Source organism: Haloarcula sp. H-hyl6, assembly GCF_056934455.1.
On the sequence record NZ_JBRIIK010000001.1, the window covers coordinates 83804 to 100103 of the forward strand.

At 65.8% G+C, this 16300-nt stretch carries 18 protein-coding genes; 11 read left to right on the forward strand and 7 right to left on the reverse strand.

Annotated elements, in window-relative coordinates; translation table 11 throughout:
- The first annotated feature begins 58 nt into the window (after nt 1–58).
- A complete protein-coding gene (locus Hhyl6_RS00340; RefSeq protein ID WP_483737227.1) occupies nt 59–847 on the forward strand; it encodes an SDR family NAD(P)-dependent oxidoreductase in 789 nt (262 codons plus the stop codon).
- Between the two features lie 6 nt (nt 848–853).
- Here Hhyl6_RS00340 and Hhyl6_RS00345 read toward each other — a convergent pair whose 3' ends face one another.
- A complete protein-coding gene (locus tag Hhyl6_RS00345) occupies nt 854–1516 on the reverse strand; it encodes an RraA family protein (protein WP_483737228.1) in 663 nt (220 codons plus the stop codon).
- 91 nt (nt 1517–1607) lie between these two features.
- On the opposite strand from Hhyl6_RS00345, the gene Hhyl6_RS00350 reads away from it, so the two are divergent.
- Genes Hhyl6_RS00350 through Hhyl6_RS00365 form a run of 4 tightly spaced genes read left to right on the forward strand, consistent with a single transcriptional unit; the run spans nt 1608 to nt 5253 of the window.
- The gene (locus tag Hhyl6_RS00350; RefSeq protein ID WP_483737229.1) at nt 1608–2609 is read left to right on the forward strand and encodes an LLM class flavin-dependent oxidoreductase; all 1002 of its coding nucleotides are present in this window, start codon (nt 1608–1610) and stop codon (nt 2607–2609) included.
- Between the two features lie 44 nt (nt 2610–2653).
- Nucleotides 2654–3664, forward strand: coding sequence for an aldose 1-epimerase (locus tag Hhyl6_RS00355; protein WP_483737230.1), 1011 nt, complete (start codon nt 2654–2656; stop codon nt 3662–3664).
- 48 nt (nt 3665–3712) lie between these two features.
- Nucleotides 3713–4174, forward strand: coding sequence for a MaoC family dehydratase (locus Hhyl6_RS00360; RefSeq protein WP_483737231.1), 462 nt, complete (start codon nt 3713–3715; stop codon nt 4172–4174).
- A 53-nt stretch (nt 4175–4227) separates the two neighbouring features.
- A complete protein-coding gene (locus tag Hhyl6_RS00365; protein ID WP_483737232.1) occupies nt 4228–5253 on the forward strand; it encodes an aldo/keto reductase in 1026 nt (341 codons plus the stop codon).
- Between the two features lie 3 nt (nt 5254–5256).
- Here Hhyl6_RS00365 and Hhyl6_RS00370 read toward each other — a convergent pair whose 3' ends face one another.
- Together Hhyl6_RS00370 and Hhyl6_RS00375 are read right to left on the reverse strand one after the other, a co-directional pair.
- Nucleotides 5257–5718: a universal stress protein gene (locus tag Hhyl6_RS00370; RefSeq protein WP_483737233.1), complete on the reverse strand. Its 462-nt coding sequence runs from the start codon at nt 5716–5718 to the stop codon at nt 5257–5259.
- Between the two features lie 56 nt (nt 5719–5774).
- A complete protein-coding gene (locus tag Hhyl6_RS00375; protein ID WP_483737234.1) occupies nt 5775–6122 on the reverse strand; it encodes an L-rhamnose mutarotase in 348 nt (115 codons plus the stop codon).
- A gap of 91 nt (nt 6123–6213) precedes the next feature.
- On the opposite strand from Hhyl6_RS00375, the gene Hhyl6_RS00380 reads away from it, so the two are divergent.
- Complete coding sequence (locus tag Hhyl6_RS00380) at nt 6214–7179, forward strand: mannonate dehydratase (RefSeq protein ID WP_483737235.1); 966 nt, start codon at nt 6214–6216, stop codon at nt 7177–7179.
- A gap of 1 nt (nt 7180) precedes the next feature.
- Here Hhyl6_RS00380 and Hhyl6_RS00385 read toward each other — a convergent pair whose 3' ends face one another.
- The 4 genes from Hhyl6_RS00385 to Hhyl6_RS00400 are packed head-to-tail and all read right to left on the reverse strand — an operon-like array spanning nt 7181 to nt 11228.
- Nucleotides 7181–8077 (reverse strand): SMP-30/gluconolactonase/LRE family protein, encoded by an 897-nt coding sequence (locus tag Hhyl6_RS00385; RefSeq protein WP_483737236.1) that lies wholly within the window; start codon nt 8075–8077, stop codon nt 7181–7183.
- Nucleotides 8078–8132: 55 nt separating this feature from the next.
- The gene (locus tag Hhyl6_RS00390; RefSeq protein ID WP_483737237.1) at nt 8133–8963 is read right to left on the reverse strand and encodes an ATP-binding cassette domain-containing protein; all 831 of its coding nucleotides are present in this window, start codon (nt 8961–8963) and stop codon (nt 8133–8135) included.
- Nucleotides 8960–9976, reverse strand: a complete 1017-nt coding sequence (locus Hhyl6_RS00395) for an ABC transporter permease (protein ID WP_483737238.1) — start codon at nt 9974–9976, stop codon at nt 8960–8962. Before Hhyl6_RS00395 ends, Hhyl6_RS00390 begins: the two co-directional genes overlap by 4 nt.
- 34 nt (nt 9977–10010) lie before the next feature.
- On the reverse strand, nt 10011–11228 hold the full coding sequence (locus Hhyl6_RS00400; RefSeq protein ID WP_483737239.1) for a sugar ABC transporter substrate-binding protein: 1218 nt from the start codon (nt 11226–11228) through the stop codon (nt 10011–10013).
- 411 nt (nt 11229–11639) lie between these two features.
- Between Hhyl6_RS00400 and Hhyl6_RS00405 the strand changes: the two genes are divergently transcribed.
- The 5 genes from Hhyl6_RS00405 to gfo6 all read left to right on the forward strand — a co-directional run bounded on the left by Hhyl6_RS00405 (nt 11640) and on the right by gfo6 (nt 16294).
- Nucleotides 11640–12296, forward strand: coding sequence for a transaldolase family protein (locus tag Hhyl6_RS00405; protein WP_483737240.1), 657 nt, complete (start codon nt 11640–11642; stop codon nt 12294–12296).
- A gap of 42 nt (nt 12297–12338) precedes the next feature.
- Nucleotides 12339–13310, forward strand: a complete 972-nt coding sequence (locus Hhyl6_RS00410; RefSeq protein WP_483737241.1) for a carbohydrate kinase family protein — start codon at nt 12339–12341, stop codon at nt 13308–13310.
- Nucleotides 13311–13382: 72 nt separating this feature from the next.
- On the forward strand, nt 13383–14144 hold the full coding sequence (locus Hhyl6_RS00415) for an IclR family transcriptional regulator (protein ID WP_483737242.1): 762 nt from the start codon (nt 13383–13385) through the stop codon (nt 14142–14144).
- A gap of 246 nt (nt 14145–14390) precedes the next feature.
- Nucleotides 14391–15149: an HpcH/HpaI aldolase family protein gene (locus Hhyl6_RS00420; RefSeq protein WP_483737243.1), complete on the forward strand. Its 759-nt coding sequence runs from the start codon at nt 14391–14393 to the stop codon at nt 15147–15149.
- Between the two features lie 62 nt (nt 15150–15211).
- Nucleotides 15212–16294 carry a D-xylose 1-dehydrogenase Gfo6 gene (gene gfo6, locus Hhyl6_RS00425; RefSeq protein ID WP_483737244.1) on the forward strand — a complete coding sequence of 361 codons (1083 nt, stop codon included), beginning with the start codon at nt 15212–15214 and terminating at the stop codon, nt 16292–16294.
- Nucleotides 16295–16300 lie beyond the last annotated feature (6 nt).

Below are 16300 nucleotides of genomic sequence, written 5' to 3' on the forward strand. Positions count from 1 at the left end.
CTGAACCACGGTTTCGCGCGGGACCTACTGTTAAGTCTGTGGCCGGTGAGAACCACGTATGGCGGACGAGAGACACGCCGACCGAACGGTGATAGTGACAGGTGCGGCAAGCGGCATCGGCCGCGGCATCGCGAAGCGATTCGGCGAGGAGGGGGCGAACGTCGTCGTCGCGGACGTGCGCCGCGACCCCAAACAGGGCGAGAAGTACGACACGGACGTCACGACGCCGACGGACGAACTCGTCAGCGAGGAGACGGCCGGCGATGGGACGTACGTCGAGACGGACGTCGGCGACCCGGAGAGCGTCGAGGCGATGGTCGAGACGACCGTCGACACCTACGGCGGCGTCGACGTCCTCGTGAACAACGCCGGCATCCAGATAGTCGGGGACTCACAGACCACGAGCGTCGAGGAGTGGCAGCGGTCCATCGACGTCGACCTGAGCGGGGCGTTCTACGCCGCGAAGTACGCGATTCCGCACCTCAAGGAGAGCGAGGGCCAGATAATCAACGTCGGGTCGGTCCGCGGGTTCGAGGGGGGCGGTGGCCCGCCCTACGCCGCCGCGAAGGGCGGCGTCGTCAACATGACGCGGGACTTGGCGATGGAACTGGGCGACGACAACGTCCGCGTGAACTGCGTCAACCCCGGATACGTCGAGACGCCGCTACAGGACATCGTCACCGAGGAGGACATGGCGAAGTCCCGCGAGCAGACCCTCCTCCCTCGGTTCGGGAAACCAGAAGACGTCGGCGACGCCGCCGTGTTCCTCGCGAGCGACGAGGCCGGGTTCATCACCGGTGCGAACCTCCCCGTCGACGGTGGCTGGTTGGCTCACAGCGGCCTCTGAGGCGGGTCAGAACACGCCGTACTCGTCGTAGGCGTCGAGCGGTGCCGTCCCGGACCGGACGGCCTCCCGAACCTCGTTCTCGGTGTCGGCCAGTTCCTCGGCCTCTTCGAGGACGGAGACGCGGAGGGATTCGGGGACGACCACGACGCCGTCGTGGTCCCCGAGCACCACGTCGCCCGCCGAGACGGCGACGCCGCCCACGACAGCCTCGGTCCCCCACTCCAGAATCTCCCACCGCGGGACGGCGTCCGCGGGGGTCCGATAACGAGAGAACACCGGGAACTCCTCTTCGAGGATGTAGGCCACGTCCCGGACGCCGCCGTCGATGACGGCCCCACGAGCGCCCTGGCCCTTCAGCGAGACGACGGAGAGTTCGCCGAGGTGGGCCGCCCTGTCGTCGTTCGTCTGGTAGGTGAGGACGGCGTGTTCCGGCGCGTCCCCGAGCATCCGCAGGATGTTGCGCATGTTCTCGTCCGGGTCGACGCTCCGGTTAGGCCGGCCGACGACGGGGTAGGCGATTCCAGCCGTCGTCATTCCGTCCCGAAGCGGTGCGACGTCGGGCGATAGCGTCTGGTCCTCGTACCCCCTGTCGTCCAGTACGTCCACGACGGCACCGGGGTACAGCTGTTCGTACCGCTCGCACAGGTCACCGACTGTCGGGTCGCTCATACGCACCCACTCGGTGGCCGGGGGTATAAGCTATGCCCGTAGACCGCCGGTGCGCCCAAACAATTATTCGACTGCCCGCCGCAGTCAGGCTATGCAGTTCGACTGGATGGTACAGTGTTACGCGGGCGCCGGCGTCCACCGGGACACGCCGATGCTCGACACTGTCGAACGCGAGACGGTACTGCAGGGCGTGGACGCCGCGGTGGAGTCGGGACTAGAGGGCCTCTGGGCGCCCGACCACTTCATGCTCGGGCCGAAAGCCGAGGAGTACGAGGTGTGGACGCTCCTCTCCGCGCTGGCAGAACGCACAGACGACGTGGACATCGGGCCGCTGGTCGGGTCCATCACCTACCGCAACCCCGCGCTACTGGCGAAGATGGCGACGACGGTGGACATCCTCTCGGAGGGCCGCCTCCGCCTCGGTCTCGGTGCCGGGTGGCACGAGGAGGAACATCACGCCTACGGCTTCGACTTCCCCGACATCGGGACCCGAATCGAGATGCTGGAGGAAGGCGTGCAGGTCGCCAAGGCGATGTTCACCGAGAAGGTCCCCTCCTTCGAGGGCGAACACTTCACCATCGACGAGGCCCTGAACAACCCCAAGCCCGTGAGCGACCCGCACCCGCCGATCGTCATCGGCGGGGCCGGCCCGCGGATGCTCAGGCTCATCGCCCGCCACGCCGACGAGTGGAACGTCGAAATCAGCGCCCGGGCCCGGGGAAAGCCCATCGACTTCAAAGTCCGGAAGTTCGAGGAGTACCTCGAAAACGAGGGTCGTGACCCCGACGACGTCGAGCGGTCGTGGCTCGCACACGTCCTCGTCCGCGAGGACGAGGCGGCCGTCGAGGAGGCCGTCGACGACATCTTCCCGCTCCCGTGGGGCGAGGAGTCGGACATGGACGAGACGCTGGACGACGCCGAGGACGCCCGCGAGAAGGGGAGCATGCTCATCGGCACGCCCTCGCAGGTGGCGACCCAGATAGAGGGCATCCGCGACCTCGGGTTCGAGAAACTCCAGTTGATGTTTCTGGACTTCCCCGACACGCGTGGGATGGAACTGTTCGGCGACGAAGTCGCGCCGGAGTTCCGGTAACCCCGGCCGTCGGGACTTATGTGGCGGAGGGCCGAACCGACGCCATGGCCTGCACCGTCACAGACGAGTACCAGCGTCGCGGTATCGACGCAGTCTTTCTCTCGAACGACCACCTCCGCGTCGAGTTGCTCCCCGGCAAGGGGGGCGACCTGACCAGAATCGTAGACAAGCGGACGGACACGAACGTGCTGTTCGAGGCACCCCACGAGTGGCGCGCGCCGGCCGACGGCCCCGTCGGCGCGCCGGACGGCGCCTTCTCCTTTCTCGACCACTACCCCGGTGGGTGGCAGAGCGTCCTGCCGGCCGCCGGCGGTCCCTCTGCGTCCCACGGCGCGCCGCTGGGACTGCACGGCGAGTCGCCCCTCGTCCCGTTCGAGACGCGGGTGACCGAAGAGACGGCGGACCGGGTGTCCGTCCGTCTGACCACCTCGCTCACCAGATACCCCTTCGACGTCGAACGTGACGTGACTCTCTCGGCGGGCGAGTCCGCCGTCGAGGTGTCAGAACGGGTCACCAACACCGGCGAGGTGCCGGTGGACTACTCGTGGTTACAGCACGTCGCGCTGGGAGAACCGCTGGTCGCACCGGAGGCGACCCTGTCCGTGCCCTGCGAGACGGTCCACGTAGACCCGGACCAGACCGCGGACACCGCGCGACTGCCGCCCGGCGAGACGTTCGAGTGGCCCGTCTGCGAGACGGACGACGGCCCGGTCGACCTCCGTGAGTTCCCGCCGGCCGACGACCGGGTCCACGACCTCGTCGCCCTCGCTGACCTCGAGGTGGGCCGGTACACCGTTTCGAACCCCGCCCTCGACCTCGGCGTGACCGTCGAGTTCCCCGAGTCGCTGTACGAGTACCTCTGGTACTGGCAGCCGTTCGGCGGGTTCGAGGAGGCCCCCTTCTTCGGCCGGAACTACAACGTCGGCCTCGAACCGTGCACCTCGATACCCAACGCGGGGCTGGCGGAGGCCGTCGAGAACGGGACGGCCGAGGAACTGGCCCCCGGCGAGAGCCAAGCGTCGACCGTGCGCCTACGGACGCACACGGCCGACTGAGAGCGACCGGCGCGTAGTTTTATGGCCGCACTCGGCGTACCTCGACCGATGACAGCACCGTCGAAGGACACCGAACGGTACTTCGAGGAGATAGAGGAGGGCGAGACGTTCACCGTCGAAGCCGCCCGGACGATTACGGAGGCCGACGTGGTCAACTTCGCTGGCCTCTCGGGGGACTTTCACCCGCTACACATGAGCACGACGAGGGCCGCGGAGTCCGACTTCGGGGAACGCATCGCCCACGGCAACCTCGTGTTCTCCGTGGCCGAGGCGCTGATAGCCGACATGAACCCACGGTCGTTCTCCTACGGCTACGACTCGCTCCGGTTCGTCAATCCGGTCGGCATCGGGACGACGCTGACAGTCCACCGGGAAGTGGTCGAGACGGAGGAGTACAACGACACGCTCGGCCGCGTCGTCTATCAGTACGAGGTAACCGACCAAGACGAGACGACCCTGCTCGTCTGTAAACACATCACGTTGGTCGAGCGGAGTGAATCCGACTCGTAGGCGACGCTGAGAGGGAAAACGGTTTACGAGGCAGAATCGAACTCTCTCGTGCGATGGACTACCGACAACTCGGTTCGACAGGGACACGTGTGTCTGAACTCTGTTTCGGCACGTGGCGCTTCGGCAAGGAGACGGGCGGCGTCGTCGAGACGGACCGCGAGGACGCCCACGAACTGCTCGATACGGCGTGGGACAACGGCATCAACTTCATCGACACGGCCAACGTCTACGGGACGCCCCACGGCACCAGCGAGGAGTACGTCGGGGACTGGTTGGCGGACTACGACCGCGAGGACGTCGTGCTGGCCTCGAAGGTGTACTTCCCGTTCGACGGGTGGGGCGACCCCGGTCCCAACGACTCCGGCCTCGGACGGAAGCACATCCGCGCTCAAATCGAGGGGACCCTCGACCGTCTCGGGACCGACTATCTGGACCTCTACTACATCCACCGCTGGGACGAAGACACCCCTATCGAGGAGACCCTGCGGACGCTGGACGACCTCGTCCGCGAGGGGAAAGTCCACCACCTCGGCGCGTCGACGATGGCGGCGTGGCAACTGACGAAGGCCCTCTGGACGTCCGACGTCGAAGGGCTGGAACGCTTCGAGGTCACCCAACCGCTGCACCACGCCGGGTACTACGAGGACGTGAGCGACTACCTCGACGTCTGTGCGGACCAGGACGTGGCGGTCTGTCCGTACTCGCCGCTGGCCGGCGGGTTCCTCACCGGGAAGTACGAGCGAGCAGACTCCGACGACCCGGAGGCCGTGACGGCCCCCGACGGAACCCGTGGCAGCCTCGACGACTTCTTCGGTGACTGGTACCTCTCAGAACGTGGCTGGAAGGTCCTCGATGCCGTGCGAGCGGTGGCCGACGAGGTCGGCGCTACCCCCGCGCAGGTGTCGCTCCGCTGGCTGATGGAGTGGGACGAGTTCACGTGTGTCCCCATCGTCGGCGCACGGACGCCCGAGCAACTCGAAGAGAACGTCGCGGCCACGGACGTCTCGCTCTCGAACGACCAGTGGGACCGCATCATGGACGCCCGGTACGACCCCGACGGCGACGTCTGGGGCCACTGAGCCTCACTCGGTCTGCGGCCTGACGTAGGTGACCGGACACGGAGAGTTGATGAGGACGCTCTGGGCGTTGCTTCCGAAGACGGCCTTGCCGACCGGCGAGCGAGAGCCACCGGAGATGACGACGCGGTCGGCGTCCGTCTTCTCGGCGGTCCTGACGATGCCATCGCTGACGTTCCCGACCACGCCGTCGACGTCGTACGCGACGCCGTGGTCGTCGAAGACGTCTTCGAGGTACGCCACCGACTGGTGTCGTTCGAGGATGACGTCGACGTCCTCGTCCGTCGCGCTGGGGTAGTCGAGTTCCGCGGCCACCTCGTCGAACTCGTCTCTGGTGAAGACGTGCGTCAGCACGACGGTCGCTCCCGTCGGTTTCGCCACCTGTAGGACGACGCGAGCCAGTTCGTCCAGTCGCTCGTCGTCTTCCGGCCCGATTGCGAGTACGATGGTGTCTAGTGCTGTGTCCATCGATGGGAACTTCGACGCCGTGGAAAAAAATACCACCGGTCGGCGGGACCCGGGGTTCAGGAGCCGTCTGGGGCGAACCGCCAGATTCGGTCCATGAACGGGATGCCTGACTCCGGGTCGGCGCCGGCGTCCACGCCCGACTCTTTGAACTGCCCCGTGTACCGCTCCCACTCGGCCACCTCCTCGTCGCCGTCGACGGCGTCTAAGTAGGCGTCCAGGTCGGCACACTCCAGAATGCAGACCGCCACGTCGTCGCGGACGTACAGTTCGAACTCCTCGACGCCGCCCCGTTCCATCGCGTCGGTCACCGCCTCCGGCACGTCGTCGTGGGCCTCGACGTAGGCGTCGCGCTGGTCGGGGTCGAGTCGCTGGACGTACACCGCTCGCTCCGTGTCGTCGGACATGCGATGACCGACTCTCGCTGTGCCAATGAGTGTTACGCCGAGTGCGTCGGCGACCCGTGGGTATTAGTACCGACGCGACGGGAGAGTCCCTATGGTCTCGCCTGCACTCATCCTGCCGCCGGAACCCGACGAACGCTGGCAGTTAGCGAAACAGATGGGCGTCGAGAAGGCCGTCGTCCACCCGCTGGAAATCGGCGACGGTCGCACTCACTGGACGTACGACGACTTGCAGGGCCTGAACAACTGGCTGACCGACGCCGGCCTCCAGTTCTCGGTCCTCGAAGGCTCGGTGCCCATCTCGGACCGCGTCCGACTGGGCAGAGCGGGCCGCGACGAGGACATCGAGGAGTTCAAACAGTTCCTCAGGAACTGCGGCGAAGTCGGCATTCCGGTCGTCTGCTACGACTGGATGGCCGGGGTCCGCTGGGCGCGGACCGCCGCTCACGTCGAGTCCCGCGGGGGGTCCTACGTCACGGAGTTCGACCTAGAGAAGGTTCAGGGCGGCCCGGAGCAGTTCGCCGACGCGTCCCACGAGGACGTGTGGGAGGCCATCGAGTACTTCCTGCGAGAGGTGACGCCCGTCGCGGAGGAGGCGGGCGTGAAACTCGGTCTGCACCCCGACGACCCGCCACGGGAGTCGCTGCGTGGCACCCCGCGAATCGTCGACAGCGTCGAGGCGTACGACCGGGTCCTCTCGGCCTACGAGAGCGAACACAACGGCGTGACGTTCTGTCAGGGCAACTTCGCCGCCATGGGCGCGGACATCCCCGAGGCTATCGAACGCTTCGGGGACCGCATCAACTTCGTCCACTTCCGCGACGTCGAGGGCGACGCCGACCGGTTCGTCGAGACGTGGCACGACGACGGGCCGACGGACATGCTGGCGGCGATGCGGGCCTACGAAGACCACGTCGGCGACGACGTGCCGATGCGACCGGACCACGTCCCGACGATGGCCGGCGAGGACAACTCCAACCCGGGCTACCACACCAAGGGTCGCCTGTTCGCCATCGGTTACATGCGCGGCCTGCGCGAACAGGCCCTCGCGGACCGCTAGCTCAGACGTCGATAGCCGACCGGAACTCCTCGCGGCCGGTCACGCCGAGGTCCACGCGGTAGAGGCTTCCCGCGCCCGCGCCCTCTACGTCTCTCGTCTCGACACAGGCCGTCGTCACGTAGGCCGTCCCGTAGTCGTCGCCGCCGAAGGTCAGCGAGGACACCTTCCGCGGGTCGAACTCGACCGTCTCCTCCCGGGTGCCGTCCGGCGCGAACCGAACCAGTTTGTGGCCGTCCCAGAACGCCGACCAGACGTGACCCTCGCTGTCGACGGTCATCCCGTCCGGGAGTCCCTCGATGTCGCCGGCGTCGAGAAACGTCTGCGGGTTGGAGATGGCACCGGTCGTCCGGTCGTAGTCGTAGCGGTAGATGTACCCCGGGCAGTCCGGGTCCACTTCGCCCGTGTCGGTGAAGTAGAACCCGGACTGGTCCAGCGTGAACCCCATCCCGTTGGGGAGCACGCACTCCTCGCGGACGAGTTCGAAGGTGCCGTCCGCGTTCAGGCGGTACAGTTGCCCCGGGAGGTCCCGCTCCGTATCGGGCATCACGCCGGCGAAGACCCGACCCTCCGGGTCCGCGATGACGTCGTTGAACCGCTCGTGGAACCGGTCCGGGTCCGGGTCGGTGACTGTCTCGACGGTGCCGGCGTGTTGGTCGAGGCACCGGACGGCCCCGGCCTCCTGAAAGAGGAGGAGCGACCCGTCCCGCTGGATGGTGAACCCGCCGATGCGTTCGTCGGCGTCCTCGTAGACCAATTCGTGGTCGTCGGCCGCCGGGTCGTAGCGATAGACCCGTCCCTGCGGGATGTCGACCCAGTACAGCACGTCCTCGTCGGGGTGCCAGAGAGGGCCTTCACCGGTCTCACACTCGATGTCGACGACGAGTTCTGGTCGGCGCATGCCCTTCGTTTCGACCGGGTAAACCGTAAACGTACCTGTCAGAAATCGGGGCCGCTCAGTCGTCGTCGAGCAGGCCGGCGTCCAGCGTCCCGGTCGTCATCAGTTCGTTGAGCTCTTCGAGGTCCGTCTCCGCCGGTTCTTTGATGTCGACGAGGCTCCCCTGGTAGAGGACGCCGATGCGGTCGGCGTGGGCGAGGACCGACTCGATGTTGTGGCTGACGATGACGATGGTGATGCCCTCCTCGGCCAGTCGGTCGAGCGTGTCCTGCACCAGGCGCGTCGCGTCCACCGAGAGCGCGCTCGTCGGTTCGTCGAGGATGATGACGTCCGGGTCGAAGGCGAGCGCCCGCCCGATGGCCACGAGCTGGCGCTGACCGCCGGAGAGGAACTCCACCTCGGTCTTGATGTCGACGTCGCGACCGAGTTGGTCCATCATTATCTGTCGGGACCGCTCGTAGGTGGTGTCCCAGTCGATGAACGACAGCGGGCCGATGCCGCGCCGGGGGAACTGCCCCATGAAGATGTTCGTGGCGATGTCGAGGTCGTCCATCAGCGCGAGGTCCTGATACACCGTCTCGATGCCGTTCGCACGCGCGTCAGACGGGTTCGAGAAGTGCACTTCCCGACCGTCCTTGTAGATGCTCCCCTTCGTGGGCGCGTGGACGCCGCTGAGGACGTTCATCAGCGTCGACTTTCCGGCCCCGTTGTCGCCGACGAGCGCGAATATCTCTGCCTCCTCGATGTCCAGCGTCACGTCGTCGACGGCGACGATGCGACCGAACTGCTTAGTGACGTTCTCGACGCGGAGCTTCGCCTCGCTAGCCTCCTCAGAGGCCGGACTGCTCGCAGCCTCATGCTCGGTGGTCCCGCTGTCCTCGACGCTCATACCGCACCACTCGCGAGGATGCGAGCCCGGAGTTTGGCCTGCGTGCTGTACAGCAGTATCGCCGCCAGTAACACGAATCCGTTGACCATCTGTATCTGGGTCGCCCCGACTGCGGGGCTGTTGTTCAGTGCCGACTGCACCAACTGGATGAGGACGACGCCGCCGAGTGCGCCGGTAATCTTCCCGCGCCCGCCGAACAGGCTGATGCCGCCGATGACCGCGCCCGCGAACGCCTGAAACACGAGTCCCTCGCCGATGAGCGGCGGGACGACGCCGACGAACCCGGTCAGCATCAGGCCGGCCACGGCCGCCAGCAGTCCGCTGATGGTGTAGACGACGATGATGAGTCGCTCGGTGTCGATACCGACCTCGCGGGCGGACTTCTCGGAACTCCCCAGCGCGTACACCGCCTGCCCGAACGTACTGAACCGCATGAGCAGGCCGAAGACGAGGAAGGCGAACAGAAGGACGCCGATGGCGAACTCCGGCGTCCCGCCGACGTTCACGTAGAGTCTCGGCAGCCCCGTCACCGGTTGGGTCTGCATGGCCGTCTTGCCGCCCTCGAAGATGATGAGGAAGGCCAGCGTCTGCAGGAAGGGGTTCAGACCGACCTTCGCAATCATGATACCGTTGACGAGGCCGATGAGCGACCCCGTGACGAGGATGATGGCGAACCCGGCCCAAGGGCTCGTCGTGACGCCCCAGCAACTCGGACAGGTGCCGAGAATCATCCCGGTGAACATCGCCGAGAACCCGGCAATGGACCCGATGGAGAGGTCGAAGTGGCCGGACAGCAGACACAGACTCTCCGCGAGGACGAGCAATCCGATGGGCACCGCCGCCCAGAGCACGAGGCGAATTGCCTGCACGTTCCGGAGCGTCTGTGGGACGAACACGGCGACGCCGAGGATGACGATGGCCAGTATCGGCCAAATCATGTTGTCCAACAGGGTCAGTATTACGTCGTCTCTATCGCCGAACGTTCGCCCGATGAATCCTTGTTCCGTAGACATAGTGTAGGAAGTGTCGTGTGGTTAGATGCCGCCCTCAGCCCCAGACGTTGCCCCAGAGGAACGGCTGGTCGTAGTTCTCTTGGGTGATGACGATGCTGTTGGTCCGGAACCACGGGTGGCCGTTCTGTTCGCGCATGATGCCGGGTTCCCAGATGGGTTCGGACCACATCTCGACGCCCTTGTGTTGGCCGGGTTCGATGGTTAGCTGGTCCGAGGTGACTTCCGACCCCACTTCGGGGATGACGCTGTCGTCCATCCCCGACTCGACGTACTGCTTCATGTACTGCATGGCGATGGGGTTGTAGAAGTAGTTGGGCTGGTCGACGGCGGCGTCGATAGTCCCGTCGCCCACGAGCGGGTTGACCTCCGGACTGCCGTCCATCTGCGTGAGGACGATGTGTCCCTCCTCGCCTTTCGGCACCAGCATGTCGAGGTTGCGGAGTGCCTGCACCACGCCGAGCCCCATCGAGAGGTTGCCGGAGTAGATGCCGTCTACGCGACCGTTCGCGTTAATCCACTCCTGGGTCGAGGACTGGGCCACGTCACGGGCGTACTCGCCGTTGAGCGTCTCGACGACTTCGATGTTGTCCTGTTCGGCCATCACGTCCATGAACCCCTGCGAGCGCTGGTTCGCGGACTGGTTGCCCTGAATCCCGCGGACGTTGAGTACCCGGTAGTTGTCCTTGTCCGGGTACTGTTCTTCCAGCGCCGGAATCATCTGCTCTGCCGAACTCGCGCCGCCGTCGTAGTTACTGAACCCGACGTACAGCGGAATCTCCGAACTGGAGGTGTCGGCGTTCGTCGCGAACACCGGCGTTCCGCCCTGTATCGCCTGATTTATCGCGCCCTCCGCAGCACCCGTCGACCACACCCCCACGAGGATGGCGTCGTGGTCGCCGTTGGCGAAGTCGCGGATGTCCTGCACCTGTTTCTGGGCACTCTGCTGGTTCGGTCGGACGTCGAGTTCGATACCGAGGTCCTCCGCGTAGAACTCGGCAGCCTCGATGTAAGCCGTAATCCACGACCCACCCCGAACGTACGCAGACATGCCGACTTTCTCCAGCGTGTTGCCGCTCCCGCCGTCGCCACCGTCACCGGTGGTACCGCCGTCGCTTCCGCCGTCGCCGCCGTCATTTCCGCCGTCGCCGCCGTCTCCACCGTCTCCGCCATCTCCGCCACAGCCCGCGATGGAGACTGTGGTAATCGCAGCACCGGTCGTCTTGATAAATCTGCGTCTGGTATTCTCTGCCATACAGACGCGAGATAGAGAGTGTATGTATATAAAGATTGTTGATAACACGGTGCCGATGATGGTGACGGCAGTACGATAGCGTCCATACGTGGCTGTGTTCGAAGAGATACTGTCTGTACCCTTCCCGTTCGTGTCCGCGAACAGCGACGGCCCGTTACTGTTTGGACCGTTCTGACTGCACGGTCCTGTCCGGGCGGCAACGCTCACACTCAGTCGGCGTCTGCCGCCAGAGCCTACGTAGAGTACTACAATCGGCGGATATCTGGCCCGAGGCCGCCAGCGGCCCGAGTCGACTTCCCCGTGTTTCGGTGCTTATTCTTTCGAATATGTGTGCGTAAATTCACGTTCTCGCCGACACCTCTGTCGCCGCCGTCGGTAGCTTCATTTCGCCGCGCGACGGACCTGCACCCGATGAAACTCTATCTGGACACGGCAGACCGCGAGCGTATCGAGTCGGCGGCGGCGCTCGGCGTCATCGACGGCGTGACGACGAACCCGTCGATAGTCGCGGACGCCGGAACCACCTACAGAGAGGCCGTGACGAATATCGCGGCCCTACTCGACGGCTCGGTGTTCGCACAGGTCGTCGCCGACGACGTGGACGGCATGGTCCGAGAGGCGCGGGGGTATCAGGACTGGGCCGACGACGTCGTCGCGAAGATTCCCGCGACTCGGTCGGGGTTCGAGGCACTCGCTCGCCTCCGCGACGAGGACGTCCCGGCGGGAACGACCGTCGTCTTCTCCGTCGAACAGGCCGTCCTGGCGGCGAAGAACGACGCGTCGTTCGTCGCACCGTACGTGGGTCGCCTCGACGACGCCGGGGCCGACGGCGTAGCCACCGTCCGCCGAATGCAAGAGATATTCGACACCTACGGGTTCGAGACGGACGTGTTGGCCGCCAGCATCCGGAACACCACGCAGGCCGTCGCGCTCTACGAGGCCGGCGTCGACGCGGTGACGATGTCGCCGGCCGTCTTGGAGGACCACGTCCCGCACCCGAAGACTGAGGAGGGCCTCGCCGGGTTCGAGGCGGCGTGGGGTGACCGGGGAAGCCCGCTGGACGAGTGAGCGCAGAGAATAGCTAAGTAGTGGGCGACTGAACCCTGCCGTATGACTCCCGACCCCGCTGTGCTCGTGGCAGGCGATACGCTCGTCGACTTCGTCCCCGAACGCTCCGGTCCACCCGGTGAGTCGGGTGGCTACCGACCGAAGTTCGGGGGGTCCGGAGCGAACGTCGCTCTCGCGCTCGACCGCATCGGCCTCCCGCCGCTGTTCTGGACGCGACTCGCGACGGACGACTTCGGCGCGTTCCTCCGCTCGCACTTCGAGGACTCGGAGATTCCCGACGACTTTCTGGAGACCGACGAGGACGCGCGGACGACCCTCGCCGTCGTCACGCACGACGCGACTGGCGACCGGTCGTTCACGTTCTACCGGGAAGACGGCGCGGACACCCACTTCCAGCAGGGTACCGTGCCCGACGAGACACTCGACTCCGTGTCGTGGGTCCACACGACGGGCGTCACGATGAGCGTCGAACCGAGTCGCTCGGCGACGCTCGAACTGCAATCGAGAGCGAGCGAGCGGACCACCGTCTCGCTGGACCCCAACTGGCGGCCGGAGATGTGGGAGAGTCACCACGAGTTCGGGGCCGTCGTTCGGGGGTCGCTGGACGCCGTCGACGTGGTCAAAGCCACTCCCGAGGACCTCTCTGCGGCCGGGTTCGACGCCGCAGACCCGGACCGACTGGCCGAGGCGGTGGCGGAGTACGGCCCGCATACCGTCGTCCTGACGATGGGTGACCGCGGCGCGATGTGTTACGGAACAGAGGAGAGTCCGGTCTCGGGGTGGAGCAGGCACGAGGGTTTCGACGTCGACGTCGTGGACACTACCGGGGCCGGCGACGTGTTCCTCGCGGCGTTCATCGCGTCGCTCAGCAGCGGCGTCCGTGATGGCGAGACTGCCCTCGCCGTCGCCAACGCTGCCGGCGCCGTCGCAACCACGCAGGCCGGCGCGGTCTCTGCCCTGACCGGATTCGACCAGATTCGACAGTTCCACGACGAGATTCCGTGGGCGACGTAGCCGTCCGGACGAGTCGCACGACCGTTCCGTTCTGGTGAACAGAAATATATGAGAGGGCGTCGTAGCGGGGGTATGGCGCCACAGAAGAACACCATCGAAGCCACCAGGACGTCCCTGCGCATCATCGAGGAACTCAAGCGTCTCGACGGCGCCGGCGTGACGACGGTAGCGAACGAACTCGGCATCGCCAAGAGTACCGTTCACAACCACCTGCAGACGCTCTCCGAGGAGGAGTACATCAACTGCGAAGACGGCGTCTATCGGGTCGGCCTACGGTTTCTGGAACTGGGGGAGTACACGCGGAATCGGATGGACATCTACGAGAAGGCCAGACCGGAGGTGGCGACGCTGGCCGAGGAGACAGGGGAGATGGCCAACGCCGCCGTCGAGGAACACGGCGAAGGCGTCTACATCACCCGCGCGGAAGGGACCGAAGCGGTGAGCGTCGACACCTACGCGGGTAAACGGGTCAAACTGCACTGCACGGCCCTCGGAAAGACGATTCTCGCGCAGTTACCCGAGTCCAGAGTCGACGCGATAATCGAGGCCCACGGCCTGCCCGAACGAACGGAGAACACCATCACGGACCGCGGGGAACTCAAGGCGGAACTCGACGAGATACGCGACCGCGGGTACGCGTACGACCGCGAGGAGCGACTGCCCGGACTGCGCTGTGTGGCCGCACCCGTCGTCGCCGAGAACGGACGGGTCGTCGCCGCACTGAGCGTCTCCGGACCGACGACCCGTATCAAGGGCGACCTGTTCCACGAGGAGATACCCGAACTACTCCGCTCCTCGGCAAACGTCATCGAAATCAACATGGCGTACTCGTGAGGGCGTTCGCCAGAACGGGCACGCCGTTCACCCATGCTGAACAACCGAATCGATATAAAACACTCGCAGGATTCCCACATTTCTCACAGACGTACTTTCGTTATATCGTCCCCGATGGGTCGTTCAGTTGGCCCAACGGTCCGTTTTGCAGAGGTGAACGCTCGTCCGACTCTGGAACTCTCCGCGTTCATCCTACTGGTCGAGACGGCCAGCTAGTTTGAAGTGCCGCGGCATCGCTTACCCCGTATGGGCCAATCGTCCCTCAGAGCGCGGTTGCTGGACGGAGAGACGCTCGTCGGCACCTTCCAACTCATCGACTCGCCGATGGTCGCGGAGATGACCGGCGTCGCGGGACTGGACTTCACGATACTCGACCAAGAGCACGGTCCGCTGACGGCCGAGTCGTGCGTCGGGATGTGCGCGGCCGCCGAGCGCGGCGGTGCCGCACCGGTCGTCCGCGTCCGGAACAACACCGAGTCGGAGATTCAGCGGGCGCTGGATATCGGCGCCGCGGCCGTCGAGATACCGCAGGTCGAGACTGGAGCGGACGCCCGAGCGGCCGTCGACCACGCTCGATTCGACCCACTCGGGTCTCGCGGCCTCTCGCCGTACGTCCGGGCCGGCGGCTACACGGGCGGCGAGAACTACACGGAGCGACAGAACGAGGAGACGGCCGTCATCGTCCACATCGAGGGGGAACGCGGCGTCGAGAACCTCGACGACATCGTCGCCGTCGACGGCATCGACGTTTTGTTCCTCGGACCGTACGACATGTCTCAGTCGATAGGTATCCCCGGACAGGTCGAGGACGAGCGAGTCGAAGACCTGATGGCCGAGGTCTGTGACCGGGCCGCCGACGCGGGCAAGGTCGTCGGGACGTACGCCGACGACCCTGAGATGGCGCGACGGTGGATAGACGCGGGCGCACAGTACGTCGCCGTCGCCGTGGACGGGGCCATCCTCACGCACGCGTTCGAAGACATCGTGGAGGCGGTCCCGCGATAGGTCAGTCACTCGACGGTCACATCGTCCGGTAATTCTTTTGTCATCCCGCCCGATGGATAGATATGGAGCTATCGTCACTGACCGAGGACTTCGACCGCCGCGACTGGCAGGACGTGACCGAGACGGACGACCCCGTCAGGTTCGCCATGGTGGGCGTGGGGTGGTGGACCCGCGAGCAAGCGATGCCGGCCGTCGCGGCCGGTGACCTCTGTGAGACGACGGTCCTCGTCAGCGGCGACCGAGAGAAAGCCGAGTCGGTCGCCGCCGACTCCGAGACGGTCGAACGCGCCATCTCCTACGAGGAGTTCCACGACGGGGCCGCGAGCGACGCCTACGACGCCGTCTACGTCGTCACGCCGAACGCCCGACACCTCCCGTTCGTCGAGACGGCCGCCGGACTCGGGAAGGACGTCCTCTGTGAGAAACCGATGGAGGCGACCATCAACCGCGCCGAGCAGATGGTGGCCGCTTGCAACGAACACGACGTGACGCTGATGGTGGCCTACCGGATGCACACCGAACCGGCCGTCCGCAGGGCGAGAGACCTCGTCGAGGCGGGCTACGTCGGCGACCCCGTGTTCGTCCACGGCAACATGACCGAACCCATCCTCGAACTCGTCCCCGACCCGGACCAGTGGCGACTGGACTGGGACCTCTCGGGCGGGTGCGCGGCGATGGACATCGGCATCTACTCGCTCAACACCGCCCGGTTCCTGCTGGACGCCGACCCCCTTCGCGTACAGGCGTCGGTCGCCTCCGTACGAGAGGAGTTCGAGGACGTCCCCGACGAACACGCGGCGTTCCAAGTGGACTTCCCAGACCACACGTTCGCCGTCTGCACGGCGAGTCAGAACGCCACCATGGCGAGTCACATCAGGGTGACCGGCACGGCCGGCGAGGTGCGGGTCGAACCGGCTTTCTACCCGTGGGACGAGCGGAAACTCCACCTCTCGCACGGTGGGTCCGACGTCGAGGTGGACTTCGAGCAGATTGACCAGATGGAGGAGGAGTTCGAGTACTTCGCGCACTGTCTGTTGACGGGGACAGACCCCTACGCCGACGGTGAACACGCGCTGACGGACATCAGGACGCTGAAGAGCGTCTACGAGGCCGCGGACTCGGGCCGTGCGGTCGAACTGCAGTAGGGCGGC